Genomic DNA, 18,558 nt, shown 5'->3' with positions numbered 1-18,558 from the left:
GAGATCCCGGCGCCGTGTCCATTTCAGCCGCGCATGCCGAGCGCGCGGTTCCGATAGAAATCGATTCCCAGCATCAGGCTCTCGGCGATCCGCGCAGCCTTTTCCTGCATCGCCGCCGCGCCCTCGGCGGGCAGCAACGCGTCGGTGGTCTCGCGCCACAGCGCCAGCCATCGCTCGAAAGTCGCCGGGGTCAGCTGGGTCGCATGCCGCGCATGCGCCACCATCGGCTGGCCCTTGTAGCGCCCGCTTGTCAGCATCACCGAGGACCAGAATGCCTGGAGCGTCTCCAGATGCCCCGGCCAGTCGTGGATCGCGCCGTTGAAGATCGGCCCGAGCAGTTCGTCGCTGCGGACACGGGCGTAGAAGGCATCCACCACCCGGGCGAGATCATCTTCGGTAAGCTCGAGCGTCATGGCAGTCTCAAATTTGCGGGCGCGTGGTTGCCCGATCCCATCGGGTCGGAACGCGCCTCCAACCTGGCGGGCCATAGCCGATCTTCAAGGTCGGCGCGCTTGGACAAATTGTCTGGCGCGCCCGAGTGCGCGGGCGCACAATCGCGCGAACCAAGGAGGGGGCATGCGGGGGAAATCCATCGCCGTGACGACTCTGGTCGCGGGTACGCTCGACATCCTGTCGGCGGTCGTGATCGCGTCGGCCCGAGGCAAGCCGGTCGACGCCATGCTCCAGCGCGTCGCGTCGGGGCCGCTCGGCGACTGGCCGCTCGCGCAGGGCTGGAGGGGAGCGTCCGCGGGGCTCGTCGTCCATTATGCGCTGATGACGATCATGGTGGCGGCGTTCGCGCTGGCCGCGCCGCGGCTGCCGCGGCTCGGCAGGTTCCGGCTGGCCTATGGGGTCGGCTATGGCGCCTTGCTGTATCTGATCATGTACTGGATCGTGGTGCCGCTGCGCTGGCCGGGGACCGCGCGCGCCACCAACGGTCTCGTCGGGATCGCGCTGCCGCTTGCGGTCCATATCCTGCTGGTCGGCGTTCCGATCGCGCTGATCCTGGGTGCGCGAGTCAGGCGGCATCGGGAATAGGATAGCCTTACTTGTTCCCCGGCGAAGGCCGGGGCCCAGCTTCGGCGAAGACGATAGGGCGCAGCGCCGTCGAGAGCGTGTGCAACTGGCCCCGGCCTTCGCCGGGGAACAGCTCAGCGATGAGAATTGCCCCGGAAGAGGCGATAGCGGATCCGATACAGGTCCATGCCACCTTGCGCGCTTTGCCGGGAGAAGGTCAGCCCGTCGCGGTCCGACCAGTCGAGCGGCGCGCCATAGGGGTCGGCGCCATTGTCGATCGATGCGGGAAGGGGCGTTCCGCCGTCATGACCCTGCGCGCCGCGCGTAGCGTGGAACAGCATCACCGTGTCGGTGCGGAAGCCCATCGCGCGCGAACCCGATCGTCGTGCCGTCGCGCAGGAAGCTGGCGTCGAACGCGTTCGCGGCTGTGTTGACCGCGCCGGGCAGCGGTCGCGCGGACGCGAAGCCGGCGCCGCTTCGCCGCGCGGTGAGCAAGTCGTGCCCCCGCGCCGCACCGGCCCGCCTGCGCGCCAACCATGGTGCGGCCCTTTAAATGTAGGATTTGATCTGCTCCATACTGTTAGATGGAATCGCACCTCGACGCCCGCCATGCAGGCCTCGGCATATGCCGTGCCTGTGCCGTCCATGACTCTGCCAGCCCGCGCTGTATCGTCGCGCGCGCGGCGCGGGTTGCGGGGATGTCGCGGTCGAGCGCGCATCGGTTGCGTTGTCGCCTCGCCGGGACCGTTCGACCGCGACTGGGACCAGGCCCTCGCCGTTCACGCCCGGCGCCTGATCAATCCGTTCGCGCCGGATCCCGCGGCGGTCGCGTCGCAGTCGCCTCGGTGTCGCGTCGCTGTGGCCTTGCCGGCGCGTCGGTGTCGCGTCGCTGCGGCCTTGCCGGCGCGTCGGCATCGCGTTGCCGTCGCGCGATTGGCGCGTCGGTGTCGCGTGGGTGGCGCGTCAGTGTCGCGCAACGGTCGCTTCGCAGGCGCAAACCCGTCGCTTCGCGGGCGCATTGGCCGCTTCATGCTGCCAGGCCGGCAACTTGCGCAACTTCACCGGCATCCCCCGCGCTCGAATTCGCTGACCCAGTTGGTCTCCCAGCTGGTGCCGCCGTCGGCCGACATGGCTTGCTCCCAGCGAGCGCTGTTCGCGGTGATCGCCGACCAGCGGACGCGGGTGAGAACCGGGCGGCCGTCGAGCATGTCCGTGCTCTCGAAGCTGCCGACGCCGTCGGCGAAGCGGCCGCGCAGCGGCGTCCCGAACCCGGTCGGGTCGCGGCCGTCGAGCCACCAGCTCAGCCATTCGCCGGTCTTCGGGTCGAAGCTGCGCAGTCCGATTCCGGTCTGCGCGCCGCCGGCCCGATCGAAGCGATTGTCACCGATATTGGCGTGCCCGCCGAGCGCCGGACGATTGACCAAGGTGCCGGTGAAGCGCTCCCAGTCGCTGCTCCCGGCGAGCCGCTTGCGCAGCCGGCGATGCCGCACCGCCCAGCTGCCATGAATGAAGTCGAAGTCGCGCGGATGACCCGCGATCATCGGCAGCGTGGTCGCGACCGGGGCGGTGCGGGTGAAGAAATTCTCCCAATTGACCTCCCAACTCTTGCCGCCGTCGGTCGACATCGCCTGCTCCCAATGGGGACGGCGGCTATGGATATCGAGCCAGCGGAAGCGCACCGTCACCGGGGTGCCCTTGAACATGTCGGGTCCCGCGAAGACGCCCGCGTCGCCGGCGAAGCCACCGCGGACGGGCGGGTCGATCACGCTCGGGTTGCGGCCGTCGATCCACCAGATCGCCCAGCGGTCGGTCCGCGGATCCCATGCCCGTACGGTGAGCCCGCGATAGGTGCCGCTCGGGATGTCGACGATGTTGTCGTCGATCGTCGCCAGCCCGCCGAGCGCCAGCCACAGCACGCTCTTGCCGCCGAATTCCCGCCAGTCATGGTTGTTCGCCAGCCGCTGTTCGAGCCGACGGTGCCACACGTCCCATTCGCCGACCAGCCAGTCCCAGTCGTGCGCCCGCGCGGCGGGATCTGTCGCCGCCACTGCGCGCAGCGGGTGCGCCAGTGCTGCCGCGGCGGTCATGCCGGCGATCCACTCGCGTCGCGAAGCCTGTATGCGCATCTGCCCGCCTCCTCGATCTCCGAACCAAGAAGATCGCACGCGCACGCTTTTGGCTATGCGAAGCTTCGCGCTGGAGGCTAAACTGGACTTATGCTCGACCGGCCGCTTCCGTCGCTCGCCGCGATCCGCGCCTTCGAGGCGGCGGCGCGGCACGGCAGCTTCACCCAGGCAGGCGGCGAGCTCGGCACATCCTCGGCATCGGTCAGCTACCATGTCCGCCAGCTGGAGGCGCAGCTCGGGGTCACCTTGTTCCGGCGGCACCCGCACCGTGTCGAGCTGAGCGAGGCGGGGGCGCTGATCGCGGCGGAGGCCGAGAAGGCGTTCGCCGGGCTCCGCGCCAGCTTCGCCCGCGCGGCCGAGCTCGAGGAAGGGCGGCTGTCGCTGACCTGCCTGCCCACCTTCGGGTCGAGCTGGCTGACGCCGCGGCTCGGCCGGTTTCGCGCGCTCCACCCCGACATCGTCCTCCAGCTCGACGTGTCCGACGCGGCCGAGGACCTTGCCGGGGGGCGCTACGACGTCGCGATCCGCAACGGCGACGGCCAATGGCCGGGGCTGCGCACCGTGGAATTGTTCCCCAGCCTGTTCATGCCGCTGTGCGTGCCCGAGCTGAAGGCCGCGGCGGCGGGGATAGCGGATCCGCGCACCGCGCTTGCCGTGCCGCTACTCGGGCGGCCGGACTGGTGGGCGGCCTGGTACCGGGCGCTCGGATGGGCGGAGGGGCCGCCGCCGTCGCGCTTCGGCACCAGCCTCGCGACCGAATATCTCGACGTTGCCGCGGCTTTGGCGGGGCACGGCGTGGTGATCGCCTCGCCGATCCTGTTCCAGGCCGAGCTCGATTCGGGCCGGCTGGTCGCCGCGCACCCGCGGGTCGTGCCGGCACGCCGATCCTTCTGGCTGGCCTATCCGGTGGCGCGCCGGCACAGCCGCAAGATCGCGCTGTTCCGCGACTGGTTGTGCGAGGAGGCGGCCGCGGCACGCGAGGCTGCCCGACCGATTGTCGATGGAGGTGGATGATGGCGCTGGTGGAACTCGGCCGTTTCGATCGCCAGGAGGCGTATATCGTCCAGAGCCGGCTCGAGAGCGAAGACATTCCAAGCTTCGTCTTCGATGCCGGGACGAGCATCGCCGATGGCAGCTGGCTGCTCATCCCGGTCCGGGTGATGGTCGACGACGAGGATGTCGAGGCCGCACGGGCACTGCTCGATCCTTAGGTAAGGGCCCGCCGGCAGGCGGATGGCATCAATTGTCCGTCTGGCTTGGGAACGGCAGCCGACGCCCCGATCGTCGACATGGCGGCAACAGGTCAGTACCTAGCAGAGATAGTCCACGCGCGTGCCTGTGATAGTGATCATGCCCCGCAATGGCATGCCACCGGTATAGTAGCATCCTTCCGCTGAATGGCGTTTGCCTTGGAACGACCATGAGAGAACAGCTTGGGCCTCACCGTATAGCGGGTCCTCAAAAAGGACCTGTGTTCCTGGAGGCAAGCTTCCAAGCTCCCAAGTCTTTCGACCGTCGGTGATTGATACATTCGCGACGCGATGTCTCGTGCCATTCCTGATTATGAGGTCGCTGCTGTCGTCGCTGCATGCTGGCATCGCCAGGATGAGCGCGAGGATGCCAAACATCCTTGTCCGCCGCCCCGCGGGATTTGAGCGGTGTCTCATTTGAGCAGGCTGGCAGGACACAGCCACTCTTTCAATGGCGGCTTTCGCCCGTTCCCAGCCGCTAGCGATCTGCAGGCGGAATGCCCGCTTGCACGATGCCGGCAGCGTCGCTCCCACCTTCGCGGCCTGGGCGTCGGCTCAGTGGACCGGGCCATGGAACTCAGCTTCGACCACACCCAACCGCCAACCCGGCGGTACCGCGTCCGCACCGGTGTCGCCCGCCTTGCGCGCGGTGTCGAGCTCGACGACCTTGCCGAAGGCGTCGCGGTCCTCGACGGGGCCGGTCTGGGCTATGCGTAGCACGCTGCCGCGTGCGGGCGCGAAGGCAAGGTGGGCATAGCCGAGCTGGCGCTCGGTCTCGCCCTGCCACACCGTTCTGCCGTCCAGCGTGATCCGCAGCATATAGCTGCGCGAGCGCCAGCCGACGAGCTTGAGGTCGATTTCGCTCAGCGTCGCGGGCGCGGCGAAGCGATATTCGATCCATGCACCGCCGGGCCGGCCGTCGCTGGTCCAGCGCGACAGCTCGTTGTCGTCCACGCTGTTCGCCGCGTCACCCTGATTCGACCCCGCGACGACTGTCGCGGCCTCGACCGTGGTTCGGCTCGGCATGAACGACGGCCCCGACGGCGTCGGCCCCCGCGTGAGCAGCCCGGGCTGGCGATCCTCGGGGAAGTCCGCCGATAGTCCACCCGCCGCGGGCGTTACCCGTATCGTCGGGATCGCCAGCGTCGCGCCCTTGAGCCCCGCTGCGCTCGCGGTGATGCGCACCGTGCCGGTGCTATTGCCTGCGCGCAGCAGTACGCGATTGACCCCGGCCTCGACCGGCAGCGTCCGCGACAGGATGTAATTGTCCTCCTCGCGCGCGGTGCCGGCATATTGCGTGGTCTGGTCGGCACCGGCGGGCTTGATCGGCTCGGCCGATCCGGCGGCGATTGCGGCGCGCGGCTTGCCCGAGGAATCTCCCTGCGCGATCCCGCCGCGCCATTCGACGGGGCCGTCGAGGGTGAACGCAACCTTGTCATTGGCGGTCGGTACGCGCCGGCCCTGCGCGTCGACCACTTCGACATCGACCAGGGCGACATCGGCCCCGTCCATCACGAAGCCGCGCGGCGAGGCATGCGGGGTGAGCCGCAGGGCCACCGGCGCGCCGACGGTCTCCAGGTGATATTCGGACCGCCGTCCATCGGCATGCGTCGCAACCGCGCGCAAGATCCCGGGCGCCCAGGCGACATCCGCCCAGCGGAACAGGAAGCCGTCGCTCGGCATGCGCGTGCCGAGCGATTTCCCGCCCAGGAACAGCTCGACGCGTGTGCCATTCGACACCACGGTGACGTCCTTGCGCGTGCCGGGCGCGTAGTTCCAATGGCCGATGATATGCGTGCGCGGGGTGACGCTGTCGACCCAGTCGCTCCACATCACCTGGTGCGCGTAGAAACCTTCCTTCGGCAGGCGCATCGCATCGACTTCGCCCGAGCGACGATAATTGTTGTCGCCGCGGTAATGGGTGTTCGAATCCGAGAAGATGATGTTCACCCCGCCCGAGCTCACCCGCTTCCCGGTCCCCGGACGCACGCGGTAATAGTCCCACCAGCGCTTGACGTCCTCGATCGCATGGCTGTCCTGGTTGCGGTTATAGTCGGGCGAATCCTTGTGGAACGGCGGCGTCGCTTCGTCCTGGTAGAGCCGCGCCGCCTCGTCGCGCGAATATTCCATCGCCCAGACCGGCTTGGTCGCGCTCTTGTTGATGTAGAGCATCTCGCCGCCATATTCGGCCGTCTTGCTGTCGAGCATCTCGCGCGATCCGATCGCGCGGCCGCCATGCGGATCGAAGCGGTCGCGGATCGCCTTCAGCTCGGCCATGTGCGCCTCGCTGATATTCTCGTTGCCGCCCTCGTAGAACAGGATCGACGGGTTGTTGCGATTGTAGACGATCGCCGCCTGCATCGCTTCCTTGCGCTGCTCCCAGCGCCGGCCGGTCACGTCGCTCTCGGCGTCGCCGGCGGGCATCGCCTGAATCAGCCCGACGCGATCGGCGGATTCTACGTCCTGCTTCGACGGCGAGATGTGCATCCAGCGCACGAGGTTGCCGCCGCTCTCGACCATCAATGCGTTAGAATAGTCGCTCAGCCAGGGTGGGATCGACACGCCGATCGCAGGCCATTCGTTCGAGGTGCGCTGGGCATAGCCGTGCATCTGGATCACGCGGCCGTTGAGCGTGACCATCCCGTTGGCGAACCTGGTCTGGCGGAAGCCGGTGCGGGTATCGACGCTGTCGATCACCTTGCCCTTCTCGGTCAGGATCGTGGTGACGGTGTAGAGATAGCCATAGCCCCAGCTCCACCAATGGAGCCCCTGCATCGTCCCTGCGGCGGTGAGTTGGCGCGTCTCGCCGGGTGCCAGAGTCGCGGTGCCGCCGTCGAGCCGGCGCACGACGCGGCCGTCGCGGTCGCGTATCTCGGCGCGGTAGCCGATTTCGCGCGGCGCGCCGCTGGCGTTGCGGATCTCCGTCGAGGCATGGATCATGGCGGCGCGGCGCTTCAGGTCGAAAGCGTCCGCCCAGACATATTGTCCGGTCGTGCCGAGCCCGTTTTGGAGCGGCAGGGTCTGGAACACCGGCTCGGTCAGGTGTAGCCGGACGTTGCGGGTGATCCCGCCATAATTGACATTGAAATTGTCGTTGTTCCACTGGAAGCCGCTGCCGGTCGCGCGCTCCTTGTACTTCCAGTCATTGTCGACGCGCACGGCGATCAGGTTGTCGCCGGGGCGCAGCGCCGCGGTGATGTCCGCGCCGAACGCGCTGACCCCGTTTTCGGACAAAGCGACCGAACGGCCATTGACCCAGACTTCCGCGGCCTGACGCACGCCTTCGAACTCCAGAAACGCGCGCCCGCCCTCGGGCCGCGCCGGCAGGACGATGTGCTTGCGATACCAGGTGATGCCGGTCGACAGCTTCTTGATGTCCCGCGCAAACGCCTCCTTCTCGTTGAAGGCGTGCGGCAGCGTCACCCGCTGCCAGCCACGATCGTCGAATCCGTCGCGCTCGGCACCCTGCTGCTCGCCGGTCGTCATTTGCCAGTCGGGATTGAGGTTCCACGTCGCGCGCGGCGATGCCACCGCGGTCGAGGCATCGTGCGCGGCGGCGGGTGTCGCCAAGAGGCAGCCCATGGCCGCGGCCAGTCGGATCCGATGCCATCGCAACGCACTTCTCCCGCGTTTCATTATTTGAAACGTCGATAGGATATATGGGTTTTAGCGGTCAAGCCAATCGCTGCGGCGGATTTCCATTTGGCCTTACCAACGCCGCGCTGGCGTAGCGCGAGCTGCACCTGTCCCATCCTTGGTATGACAAATCAGTTGCAAGCCAACAAAAAGCTGATAATTTTAAAACCTGAATCTGTGTCTCAATATGTGAGAGATCGCGCAGAAGAGCGCGGGTCTTACAGCAGAGGTGTCCGTCGCGGGGACAACAGGGAAATCCTGGATTCGCGCCGGGCGAGTGCGTGCACAACACGGTGGGAGAGGGGAAAATCATGCTTGATCGATCGACGTCGCGCGTCCGCATGGGGGCGAGCGCCTCGTGGATGGTATTGGGGCTGCTGCTTGCCTGCGGGGGCGAGGCAATGGCGCAGTCCGTGCCTGCGGCCGGCGACCAGGCCGGTTCGCCTGCGGCAAGCGACGACGCCGAGGAAGTGCTCGTCGTTGGCTCGCGCGCCAGCCAGCAATCGGCGAATTCCCGCAAGAAGAATGCGCGCACCGCCACCGATTCGATCGTCGCCGACGACATCGGCTCCTTCCCTGATCGCAACGTCGCGGAGGCGATCTCGCGCATCCCGGGCGTCGCGCTGAGCCGCAACGACTTCGGCGAAGGCGATGGCGTAGCGGTACGCGGCAACGGTCCCGACCTGACCCGCGTCGAACTCGACGGCATCGGCGTGCAGAGCACCACCGGCCTCGCGTTGAGCGCCGGCAATGGCCGAAGCGCCGATCTGCGCGAATTGCCCGCCGAGCTCGTCAAGAGCGTCGACGTGGTCAAGGGCTCCACCGCCGACATGACCGAAGGCTCGCTGGGCGGCACCATCCAGGTCAAGACGCGCACCGGCCTCGACTTCAAGAAGCCCTATATCTCGCTGCGCGCAGGCGCCGGGCAGAACTCGCTGGGCAAGGACTGGACCCCCGATTTCAACGGCGTGGCCGCGACCAAGCTGTTCAACGATCGCGTGGGTGTGATCGTCAGCGGCACCTATTCGAAGTTGCAGAGCAACGCGCACGGCTATGAGAACACCACCAGTGGCAATCGCGGCTATTCGCGCCTGTTCGACTTCGACAATTCGCCCGAGAAGACCTTCAGCCTCAACCCTGCGACGGTGGGCACCGACGCCGCCGACGTCGCCTTTGCCAACAGCACGGCGCCCGACGGCACGACGCTGACGCCGCGCGAACTGGTGACGCTTGCGGCGGGGGCGACGAGCAAGGCGCAATGCCTCACCATCTTCCCGTATCTCGGCACCGGCAATTCGGCCGCGCGCATCCAGCAGCGCACGCTGGAGCAGCAGACCTGCCTCAACCAGTGGAACGACTATACGCCGTCGCTGATCCGCAACTTCATGAACACCCAGACCGACAAGCGTTATTCGATCGATGCGCGGGTCGATTATCGGATGACCGACGAACTGACCGTGTTCGCCAAGGGCACCCTGTCGTCCCGCCAGGTGCATGACCAGAATCGCAGCCGCAACCCGCTGACGATGTACAGCCAGAACGTCAACGGCACCTTCACCGACACGCTGAGCGGGCCGCTGGCCAACGGCACGCGCGCCACCCGCACCCTGAACCCCAACCGGCCGGCGGGCTATTATCTGTTCGACCCGGTATACGGCCTCAATGCGGTGACCACCGGCACGGGCAACAATGCGATCACCATCCCCACTGCCGGGCAGGTCCTGAACATCGTTCCGAGCAGCGTGAAGGTCGACGAAGCGCACAACGTCACGGCGATGACGCTCACCAACAATTCGGTGAACATCGATCAGATCGAAAACAATATCGACAATAAGAGCCGTTACGCGCAGATCGGCGCGGAATATCGCGGCGAACGCGTCGAGATGGATTTCATGGCGGGTATCACCACCGCCACCGCGAGCCGCGGCGACATGCGGACTTCACGCTCCTACGCCTATGGCGATGCCGCGCTGACGCTCCAGCCCAATGGGCTGTGGGATATCGAACTGCCCAGCAACTATGACGACACCAATCCCGCCAACTTCGTCCAGCTCAACCCGCCGCCGTGCATCGGCGGGGGCACTGCGCCGACCTGTACCGGGCAGGCGGCGGTCGGGGCCACCGTCAACAATCCGGCCACGCCGCTCTACACTGTCGGCCAGTTGCCGCTGACCACGCCGAGCTTCGGGGTTTCCTATTCGCCCCAGCTCGGTGAATCGTCGGAGAAGATCGCCAAGTTCGACGTACGCCACAATCTCGAGGATCTGGTGCCCTTCGTGACGCGCTTCTCGGCGGGCGCGATGTTCCGCCAGAACAAGATCGATCGCTGGGGCGGCGGCGGGTATATCGCCAAGAGTGCGCTCGGCACCTTCGGAACAGCAGGCTACGTTCCCCCGGTGGTTGTGCCGACTGCGAACGTGCGCGGCACGCTGCGCGCCTGCCAGCCGACGGCAACCTCCACCGTGTCGTGCAATTATGGCTTCGTACCCGCGACCAACTTGTCGAACATCCGCTCGGGCGTCGACACGTTGACGCCGCAGGAACTGCGCGACCTGTTTTCCCAGACACTCGACCCCAGCGACTCGGACTATTTCGGCGACCTGCCCAATCGCGGTTCCCTGCCCCCCGCGTGGCAGGGCATCCGCACCGACGAGCTCTTCGCCCAGCTCGGTGCGTCGCAGTTCATGAACTTCGATTGCCTAAAGGTGTGCACCGGCAGCGACGGCAACCAATATGCCCAGCCGGTCACGCGCACCAAGGAGACGATCAAGAACGTCTACGGCATGTTCGACTTCGAGCAGCGCCTGCCCTGGGGCCTGCGCTTCACCGGCAATGCCGGTGTGCGCGGGGTGTTCACCACGGTCGAAGGTTCGGGGCTGCTCACGCTCATTTCGATCCAGCCGAACGCCAATTTCAATCCGAACGACCCCAACAATGCGGCCGGCATCAATACGGTTACCTACATTCAGAATTCGACGCTCAACGGCACCAGCCGCGACTGGCTGCCGAGCTTCAATGCCAATCTCTGGGCGTTCCATGACACGCTCGTGCTGCGCGCCTATGGTGGCAAGACCGTCGCGCGCCCCAACGTCACCAACCTGATCGCGGCAGGATCCTGCACGATCGATCAGCGCGCGATCGATGCCCCCGGTGAAGACATATTCGGCTGCACCGGGCGCGTCGGCAATCCCGACCTCAAGCCGTTCACTGCGTGGAGCTACAACGCCGCACTCGAATGGTATCCCAATGCCGATACGGTGTTTTCGGTGGCCTATGGCAAGCTCGATGTGAAGATCGGCAATCCGATCCAGGTTACCCGCAACTTTACGCCCTTCGCGGGCAGCAGCCAGACCGATCCCGCAACCGGCGCGTCGCTCGCGGACTATACCTTCTCCGTTCCTTCCTATGCCAACGGGCCGGGCTACAAGCGCGACATCTGGGAATTCAGCGCCAAGACTGCGTTCACCTTCCTGCCCTGGTTCTTCAAGCATATCGGTGCGGACGCCAATTTCTCGATCCTCGCCTCGGCAGTCACCATCGGCCAGCAGGACCCGCTGAGTGGCGATGTCATGCTGCCGGTGGGCGAATCGAAATATTATACCAACGCGTCGCTCTGGTATGACGACGGCAAGCTCAACATGCGCGTGGCGTATCAGAAGCGCAGCTCGCGCTTCTCGTGCATCACGCCGTGCCCGGGCAACAACACCGGCGACATCAATTATCCCGGCGAGCAATGGGCCAATGTCCGCCTCGTCGCGCCGGGCTACAATCCCGGTGTGCCGCGCTTCGACGACGGAAGCACCTTCATCGACGCCAAGATTTCGTACAATGTGACGCGCAATTTCCAGGTCTATCTGGAGGGCCGCAACATCCGGCGTGAGGCGCAGACCGCTTCAACCGGAGGCTATACCGACTTTGCCGACGGTACGCCCAAGATCATGCGCCTGTATTATAGCGGCCGCCGGATCATGAGCGGCGTCCGCGTCCAGTTCGGCAATTGAGCAAGTGCATCGGAGCCGCGGTGCGGGTTCGGTGCTAGAGGCTTGATGAACCAGGTCAATGATCCAGCGCGCGGGCGGATCGAGCAGGTTTCGCTCGATCAGCCCGTCGCGGCGGTGCGCAACCGGCTCGACTGCTCGGAAATCGGTGCGGTCGAGCTGGTGCGGCCGGCGCTCGACGACCTTGCGTATCGTGGGCTGGTTCGCGCGTTGCTGGCCCGGCCGGGGTTCAAGCTCGACTTCAACCGGCTGGCGCCCGACGCGGCGCTCGACTTGGTCTGCGATCGGTTGCTGGGTGCCGGCGCCTTCGTGCGCGAGCGCGCGGCGTTGGCCGGGGAGATCGCCATGCTCGCGGCGTTCGCCGGGGGATTGGTCGGCGCACGCGCGGCGGTGTCGCTGCGCAGCTGCTTCATGCCCGGCGACACGGTGTGGCATGTCGACCGCATCGCCGCCGCGGCGGCGTTCCGCTTGTTGTGGCCGATCGGGCGTCCGGCCGGAATGCGGGTGACGGCCCGCATTAATGTGGATCTCGAGCTGTTCCGCGCCTTCCAGCATCGCGAGCATCCCCTGCTCACCGCGCTCGACACGCGGACGTTGCGCACCGGCGCGGCGGTCGAGACGCTTTGGGCGCATCGGCCGGCGCAGCTCGAGGCGATGCGATCGGGGCGCTTTCCGTTCATCCTCGATCCTGCCAGTGAGCTGGAGGTAACGCCCGGCGGCGCCAGCATTCACCGCGTCGAGACCGCTACGACCCCCGGCACGCTCCACCGTTCTGCGTGGGCCAATCGCCATTCGCCCGGGCTGCAATTGGTGATCACCGCCGCGGCGGATGCGTCCTGATGCGGCTACGCCCTCTCGGCCGGACCAGCGTGGAGATCTCCGAGCTGGCGATTGCCGTTTCGTCCGGAGGCGAGCCGCGGGAGGCGCGCGAGACCCTGGTGCTGGCGCTGGGCGCGGCGTCAACGCGGCGACGCTCGATGCGGGCGATGTAGCGGGGACCGCGCTGCTCCGCGACGCGCTCATCGATGCCGGTCGCCGCGACCTGCAGGTCATTGCCCGGCCGACCTCGCTGATGCCGTTCGACTTGCCTTCGCCCCACGTCCATGCGGGATCGGCCTATCCGGGCAGCCGTCTGCGCGCCGAGATCGAGCGGCTGCTCGTCGCGCTGGACGTCGAGCGGCTAGCCTTGGTCCAGCTGCACGCCTGGTGCCCCGAATGGCTGGGCGAGGGAGACTGGCTCGACACGCTCGAACGGCTGCGCAGCGAGGGCAAGATCGCCGGCTTCGGCGTGTCGCTGTTCGACCATGACGTGGACGCCGGGCTGGAGATCGTCGAGAGCGGTGCGATCGACGCAGTGCAGCTGATGTACAATATCTTCGACCAGGGCGCCGCCGCCGCATTGCTGCCGCGCTGCGCGGCACAGGGCGTCGCGGTCGTAGTGCGGTCGCCGCTTTATTATGGGGCGCTGACGCCCGGGTTCGGCGAACGGCGGTTCGGGGAAGGCGATTGGCGCCGCGGCTATTTCTATGATGCGCATCGTCGCGAGACCGCAGAGCGCACTGACCGCCTCGCCAATAGTGTCACGGCGCCCAATCGCTCGGTTGCCGATCTGGCGCTGCGCTTCGCGCTCGCGGCCCCTGCGGTGGCGACCGTCGCTTTGGGCATGCGCCGCCCTAGGCATCTGCTCGATGCGCTCGAAGCTTCGGCCCATGGGCCACTGGAAGACGATCAGGTCGCGGCGCTGGCGGCGCATAAATGGCTGTGCGGCTGATGCCCATTTTTTAAGCAGTCCTTCGCAGGTGCACGAAAATTTAACTTGGAGACACCTCCCTTCACGCTGCAGCGCCGCGGAAACGCGCCTACTGGCGCTTGGCACGCCCCTTGCTCCCGGGTCCCTCGGGTAAAACGCCAAGAGGGGGCGACATGAAGCTCATCATCGCCATCATAAAACCGTTCAAGCTCGACGAGGTGCGCGAGGCGCTCACGCAGGTGGGAATCGCGGGGATGACCGTCACCGAGGTCAAGGGTTTCGGCCGCCAGAAGGGCCAGACCGAGATTTACCGCGGCGCCGAGTACAGCACCAACATGGTGCCCAAGATCAAGCTGGAGATCGCCTGCGGCAGCGACCTGGTCGACCGCGCAGTGGAGGCGATCCAGGCCGCGGCGAGCACTGGCGCGATCGGCGACGGCAAGATTTTCGTCCTCGATCTCGGCCAGGCGGTGCGAATCCGCACCGGCGAGACCGACGAGACCGCGCTGTGAAGGGGGGAATGATGAAGCTGACAACCAAGATGGCCGCGGGCGCCGGGCTCGCCTTGTTCGCGGCTCTGCCCGCCTGGGCACAGGAGGCCGCGGCGCCCGTTGCCGTTCCGGTCGTTCCGACCGACGCAATGGTCAACAAGGGCGACGTCGCCTGGATGCTCGTCTCGGCGGCATTCGTGCTGATGATGTCGGTCCCCGGCCTCGCGCTCTTCTATGGCGGCCTGGTCCGCACCAAGAACATGCTGTCGGTGCTGATGCAGGTGCTGACCATCGTCTGCGTCGCCGGCCTGGTCTGGTGCGCCTGGGGCTATTCGATGGCTTTCACCAACGGCGGGTCGCTCAACAGCTTCGTCGGCGGCTTCTCGAAGGTGTTGCTCAAGGGCGTCGACGCCAACACCTTCGCGGCGACCTTTTCCAACGGCGTCTACCTGCCGGAGACCGTGTTCGTCGTCTTCCAGATGACCTTCGCGATGATCACCCCCGCGCTGATCGTCGGTGCGTTCGCCGAGCGCATCAAGTTCACCCCGCTGATCCTCTTCGTCGTCGCGTGGCTGACCCTGGTCTATTTCCCGATGGCGCACATGGTCTGGTACTGGCCCGGTCCGGACTTCCAGCCCGGCCTGCCCGACGATCACGGCTATCTCTGGGGCCTCGGCGCGCTCGACTTCGCCGGCGGCACCGTGGTGCACATCAATGCGGGCATCGCCGGCCTGGTCGGCTGCCTCGTGATCGGCAAGCGCACCGGCTACAAGAGCGATCCGATGCCGCCGCACTCGCTGACCATGACCATGATCGGCGCTGCCCTGCTGTGGGTGGGCTGGTTCGGCTTCAACGCCGGCTCCAATCTCGAGGCGAACAAGTTCGCCGCCTTGGCCTTCGTCAACACGATGACGGCCACCGCCGCCGCCGGCGCGGTCTGGGCGATCATCGAGCAGGTCATCCACAAGAAGCCGTCGCTGCTCGGCGCGGCATCAGGCGTCGTCGCCGGGCTGGTGGCGATCACTCCGGCCGCCGGCTTCGCGCACCCGATGACTTCAATCGTGCTCGGCGCGGTCGCCTCGGGCGTGTGCTTCTTCTTCGTCACCACGGTGAAGAACAAGTTCAAATATGACGACACGCTCGACGTGTTCGGCGTCCACTGCGTCGGCGGAATCGTCGGCGCGATCGGTACCGCGATCGTCGCCAACCCGGCGCTCGGCGGACAAGGCTTCATGGACTTCAACGTGATCCCCGCAGTCGCCGGCACTTATGACATGGGCGCGCAACTGCTGACCCAGGCCAAGGCGGTCGGCGTGACGCTTCTGCTTTCGGGCGGCGTCTCGGCGATCCTGTTCCTGGCACTCAAGCACACTATCGGGCTGCGGCCGAGCGTCGAAGTCGAGCTCGAAGGGCTCGACATCAACGAGCATGGCGAGCGCGCCTATAATTACTGAGTTCGGGGCGCCGCGCACTCTCCTGCCATCGCGCGGCGCTCCACCCGAGGTTCCTCCTGCGGACGACTGGGCCGGTGATCTTCGGATCGCCGGCCCTCTTTTTAGCGCGGGGCGGTGCTTTCAAAATAGGATTAGCTCTGTCAGCCCTGCGCCCGTGGCTCTTTGAAACTGTTGAACGCATGCTCCCGATGCGTAATCTTCTTACGTAATCCGGTAATTTTCATTCAAGAATCACGTGAAAAATGCGAAGTTAAGCGCCGACTTTCCTATCCTGCAAGTCGCCCTTAATCTTCCATAATGAACGCGGCGGCGCGCTCGCCGATCATGATGCTGGGCGCGTTGGTGTTGCCGCCGATCAGTCGCGGCATCACCGAGGCGTCGGCGAGGTAGAGGCCGTCGACGCCGCGGACCTTGAGCCGCGGATCGACCACGGCGTCCGCATTCGATCCCATCCTTGCGGTGCCGACCGGGTGATAGACGGTGTCGGCGCGGGCGCGGATCAGCGCCTCGAGCGCGGCGTCGTCGGCCAGGTCGACCGGATAGCGGTCGCGGCCCTTATAATCGGCGAGCGGCGGGGTATCGAGGATGCGGTACATAGCGCGGACGCCGGCTTTGAGCGTTTCCATGTCGCGCGGGTCCGAGAGAAAAGCAGGGTCGATCAGCGGCGCATTGGCGGCGTCGGGGGACTGGAGCCGGACGGTGCCGCGGCTCTCGGGGCGGAGCACGCAGGCGTGGCAGCTATAGCCGTGTCCTTTTACCTTGGTCCGGCCGTGATCCTCGACGATCGCGATCAGGAAATGGAGCTGGACGTCGGGGCGTTCGCCGGCGAGCGCGGTGCGCAGGAAGCCGCCGGCCTCGGCATAAGGCGAGGTCATCGCGCCGCCGCGGGTGAGCAGCCATCGGAGCAGGGCGCCAAGCGACTTGAGCGTGCCCATCCGCGAGCGGCCGAGGAACAGGCTGCCTGGGGTCTCGAATGCCGCGGTGTAATCGATATGGTCCTGGAGGTCGGCGCCCACCGCGGGCCGATCGACCTGCACCGGCAAGCCCATTTCGGCGAGGTGCACGCCGGGGCCGATCCCCGACAGCATCAGCAATTGCGGGGTCTGGAACGCGCCGGCGGCGAGCACCACCGCGCGCCGCGCCCGGATCGTGCGTGCCTGCCCGTCCTTGCGATAGACGACGCCGGCGGCGCGGCCATCCTCGAACTGGATCCGATCGACCAAGGCATCGCAAATGATTTCGAGATTGTCGCGCTTGGCGGTGGGCAGATAGGCGCGCGCGGCGGTCCAGCGTTCGCCTTTCCTCTGCGTTACCTGATAGAGCCCGACGCCGTCCTGCCGCTCGCCGTTGAAGTCGGGATTGACCGGAATCTGCAGCCGCGACGCCGCTTCGATAAAGGCGCGGCTGCCGGGATGTGCGAACTCCTGGTCGCTGACACAAAGCGGCCCTGCATCGCCGTGGAAGGCGTCGGCGCCGCGGGTGTTGTGCTCGGCGCGGCGGAACCAGGGTAGGACATCGTCCCAACCCCAGCCGGTACAGCCGAGTTCGCGCCACTCGTCATAATCCTGCGGGTGGCCGCGGATGTAGAGCATGGCGTTGATCGCGCTCGAGCCGCCCAGCCCTTTGCCGCGGGGCTGGTATCCGCGGCGGCCGCCGAGGCCGGGCTGCGGCACGGTCTCGAAGCGCCAATTGGTCCTGTCGGTCTGGAACGGCATCATGCCGGGCATGATCGTCTTGAGGCTGGTGTTGCGCCCGCCTGCCTCGAGCACCGCGACCTGGTACTTGCCGCTTTCGCTCAGGCGGCCCGCGACGGCGCTTCCGCCCGATCCGCATCCGATGACGACGATGTCGGCTTCTTCCACGCATCCCCCCGTTCCTGGCGGGCTGCTTCCCAGCGCGCCTTGATCGTTTCCGACGTGTCCCGGCTGCCGTCGTGGCTCCAGCCGGGCGGCCGGATCATGTAGTTGAACCGCGCCCCCCAGTCGGGCGCGTGCCAGACGTCCTTGGCGATGCCAATCCATTCATGCGTCGCCGCCCACAGGATGTTGAAGCTGCCGAGATCCTTGACGATGCCATAGCGCGGCAGGTCGTCGTCGCGCTCGGGTTCGAAACTGCCGAACATCCGGTCCCAGACGATGAACACGCCGGCATAATTGCGGTCGAGATAGCGCGGGTTGGTGGCGTGGTGGACGCGGTGGTGCGACGGCGTGTTCATCACCGCCTCGAACCAGCGCGGCATCCGGCCGATCGCCTCGGTATGAATCCAGAACTGGTAAACCAGGTTCAGCCCCGCCACGAAGAACACCATAGCCGGCGGGAAGCCGATCAGGAACAAGGGCAGGCGGAACAGGAAGCCCAGGCTGAAAAAGCCGGTCCAGGTCTGCCGCAGCGCCGTCGACAGATTATAATGCTGGCTCGAATGGTGGATGACGTGGCTCGCCCAGAACCAGCGGACACGGTGCGCCGAGCGGTGGAAGACATAATAGGCGAAATCGTCGAGCACGAAAGCGAGGACGAACCAGTACCAGGCATAATCGATAGGGAAGAGGCGAAACTGGGAGACCCAGGTCGCCAGCGCGAACACCGCACCGCCCGACAGCACGCCGGCGACGGTGCTGCCGGTGCCGAGCGCCAGCGAAGTGAGGGTGTCGCGCGGCTCGTAGCGCGTCCGGTCCTTGATTCGCGCAACGACCATCTCGGCCAGCACCAGCAGTACGAAGCCAGGGATCGCCAGCGTCACGGGATCGGGCAGAGTGGACATCCCGGCTTGCTTACCTTGGTGTAAGTAGCAAGTCACGCCGCGGTGCAGCACGGTCCGCTGCGAGTTGGACTGGCT

General features: G+C 66.5%; 15 protein-coding genes. 9 read left to right on the top strand and 6 right to left on the bottom strand.

The window, feature by feature from the left end:
• Positions 1–23: 23 nt before the first annotated feature.
• A complete protein-coding gene (locus tag AC3WJI_RS10695; RefSeq protein WP_492757249.1) occupies positions 24–413 on the bottom strand; it encodes a group III truncated hemoglobin in 390 nt (129 codons plus the stop codon).
• A 163-nt stretch (positions 414–576) separates the two neighbouring features.
• Here AC3WJI_RS10695 and AC3WJI_RS10690 point away from each other — a divergent pair, with 163 nt between their 5' ends.
• Entirely contained in the window at positions 577–1,038 is a 462-nt protein-coding gene (locus AC3WJI_RS10690) for a hypothetical protein (protein ID WP_492757248.1), read from the top strand.
• 113 nt (positions 1,039–1,151) lie between these two features.
• On the opposite strand, the gene AC3WJI_RS10685 is transcribed toward AC3WJI_RS10690, so the two are convergent.
• Both AC3WJI_RS10685 and AC3WJI_RS10680 read right to left on the bottom strand, forming a co-directional pair.
• Entirely contained in the window at positions 1,152–1,382 is a 231-nt protein-coding gene (locus tag AC3WJI_RS10685) for a hypothetical protein (RefSeq protein WP_492757247.1), read from the bottom strand.
• A 693-nt stretch (positions 1,383–2,075) separates the two neighbouring features.
• Positions 2,076–3,143, bottom strand: a complete 1,068-nt coding sequence (locus tag AC3WJI_RS10680; protein ID WP_492757246.1) for a hypothetical protein — start codon at positions 3,141–3,143, stop codon at positions 2,076–2,078.
• 90 nt (positions 3,144–3,233) lie between these two features.
• Between AC3WJI_RS10680 and AC3WJI_RS10675 the strand changes: the two genes are divergently transcribed.
• Entirely contained in the window at positions 3,234–4,157 is a 924-nt protein-coding gene (locus tag AC3WJI_RS10675) for a LysR substrate-binding domain-containing protein (RefSeq protein ID WP_492757245.1), read from the top strand.
• A complete protein-coding gene (locus AC3WJI_RS10670) occupies positions 4,157–4,354 on the top strand; it encodes a putative signal transducing protein (RefSeq protein WP_492757244.1) in 198 nt (65 codons plus the stop codon). The genes AC3WJI_RS10675 and AC3WJI_RS10670 overlap by 1 nt, the downstream gene beginning before the upstream one ends.
• A 594-nt stretch (positions 4,355–4,948) precedes the next feature.
• On the opposite strand, the gene AC3WJI_RS10665 is transcribed toward AC3WJI_RS10670, so the two are convergent.
• Positions 4,949–7,975, bottom strand: coding sequence for a glycoside hydrolase family 2 protein (locus AC3WJI_RS10665; RefSeq protein ID WP_492757243.1), 3,027 nt, complete (start codon positions 7,973–7,975; stop codon positions 4,949–4,951).
• Positions 7,976–8,340: 365 nt separating this feature from the next.
• Between AC3WJI_RS10665 and AC3WJI_RS10660 the strand changes: the two genes are divergently transcribed.
• The 6 genes from AC3WJI_RS10660 to AC3WJI_RS10635 all read left to right on the top strand — a co-directional run bounded on the left by AC3WJI_RS10660 (position 8,341) and on the right by AC3WJI_RS10635 (position 15,722).
• Positions 8,341–12,030: a TonB-dependent receptor gene (locus AC3WJI_RS10660; protein WP_492757242.1), complete on the top strand. Its 3,690-nt coding sequence runs from the start codon at positions 8,341–8,343 to the stop codon at positions 12,028–12,030.
• A gap of 45 nt (positions 12,031–12,075) precedes the next feature.
• Positions 12,076–12,867: a hypothetical protein gene (locus AC3WJI_RS10655; RefSeq protein ID WP_492757241.1), complete on the top strand. Its 792-nt coding sequence runs from the start codon at positions 12,076–12,078 to the stop codon at positions 12,865–12,867.
• Positions 12,867–13,019 carry a hypothetical protein gene (locus tag AC3WJI_RS10650; protein ID WP_492757240.1) on the top strand — a complete coding sequence of 51 codons (153 nt, stop codon included), beginning with the start codon at positions 12,867–12,869 and terminating at the stop codon, positions 13,017–13,019. Before AC3WJI_RS10655 ends, AC3WJI_RS10650 begins: the two co-directional genes overlap by 1 nt.
• Before the next feature lie 80 nt (positions 13,020–13,099).
• Positions 13,100–13,798 carry an aldo/keto reductase gene (locus AC3WJI_RS10645; RefSeq protein WP_492757239.1) on the top strand — a complete coding sequence of 233 codons (699 nt, stop codon included), beginning with the start codon at positions 13,100–13,102 and terminating at the stop codon, positions 13,796–13,798.
• 152 nt (positions 13,799–13,950) lie between these two features.
• Positions 13,951–14,289 carry a P-II family nitrogen regulator gene (locus AC3WJI_RS10640; RefSeq protein ID WP_492757238.1) on the top strand — a complete coding sequence of 113 codons (339 nt, stop codon included), beginning with the start codon at positions 13,951–13,953 and terminating at the stop codon, positions 14,287–14,289.
• Positions 14,290–14,297: 8 nt separating this feature from the next.
• Positions 14,298–15,722, top strand: coding sequence for an ammonium transporter (locus tag AC3WJI_RS10635; RefSeq protein WP_492757237.1), 1,425 nt, complete (start codon positions 14,298–14,300; stop codon positions 15,720–15,722).
• A gap of 284 nt (positions 15,723–16,006) precedes the next feature.
• Here the strand turns inward: AC3WJI_RS10635 and AC3WJI_RS10630 are convergent, their stop codons facing one another.
• The gene (locus AC3WJI_RS10630) at positions 16,007–17,584 is read right to left on the bottom strand and encodes a GMC family oxidoreductase (RefSeq protein ID WP_492757236.1); all 1,578 of its coding nucleotides are present in this window, start codon (positions 17,582–17,584) and stop codon (positions 16,007–16,009) included.
• Complete coding sequence (locus tag AC3WJI_RS10625; protein WP_492757235.1) at positions 17,518–18,483, bottom strand: sterol desaturase family protein; 966 nt, start codon at positions 18,481–18,483, stop codon at positions 17,518–17,520. The genes AC3WJI_RS10630 and AC3WJI_RS10625 overlap by 67 nt, the downstream gene beginning before the upstream one ends.
• Positions 18,484–18,558 lie beyond the last annotated feature (75 nt).

This window comes from Sphingomonas sp. FW306-1B-B10E, assembly GCF_058782005.1.
Note: the sequence above shows the minus strand (reverse complement) of the source record. Positions and strands in the feature narration are given on the sequence as shown.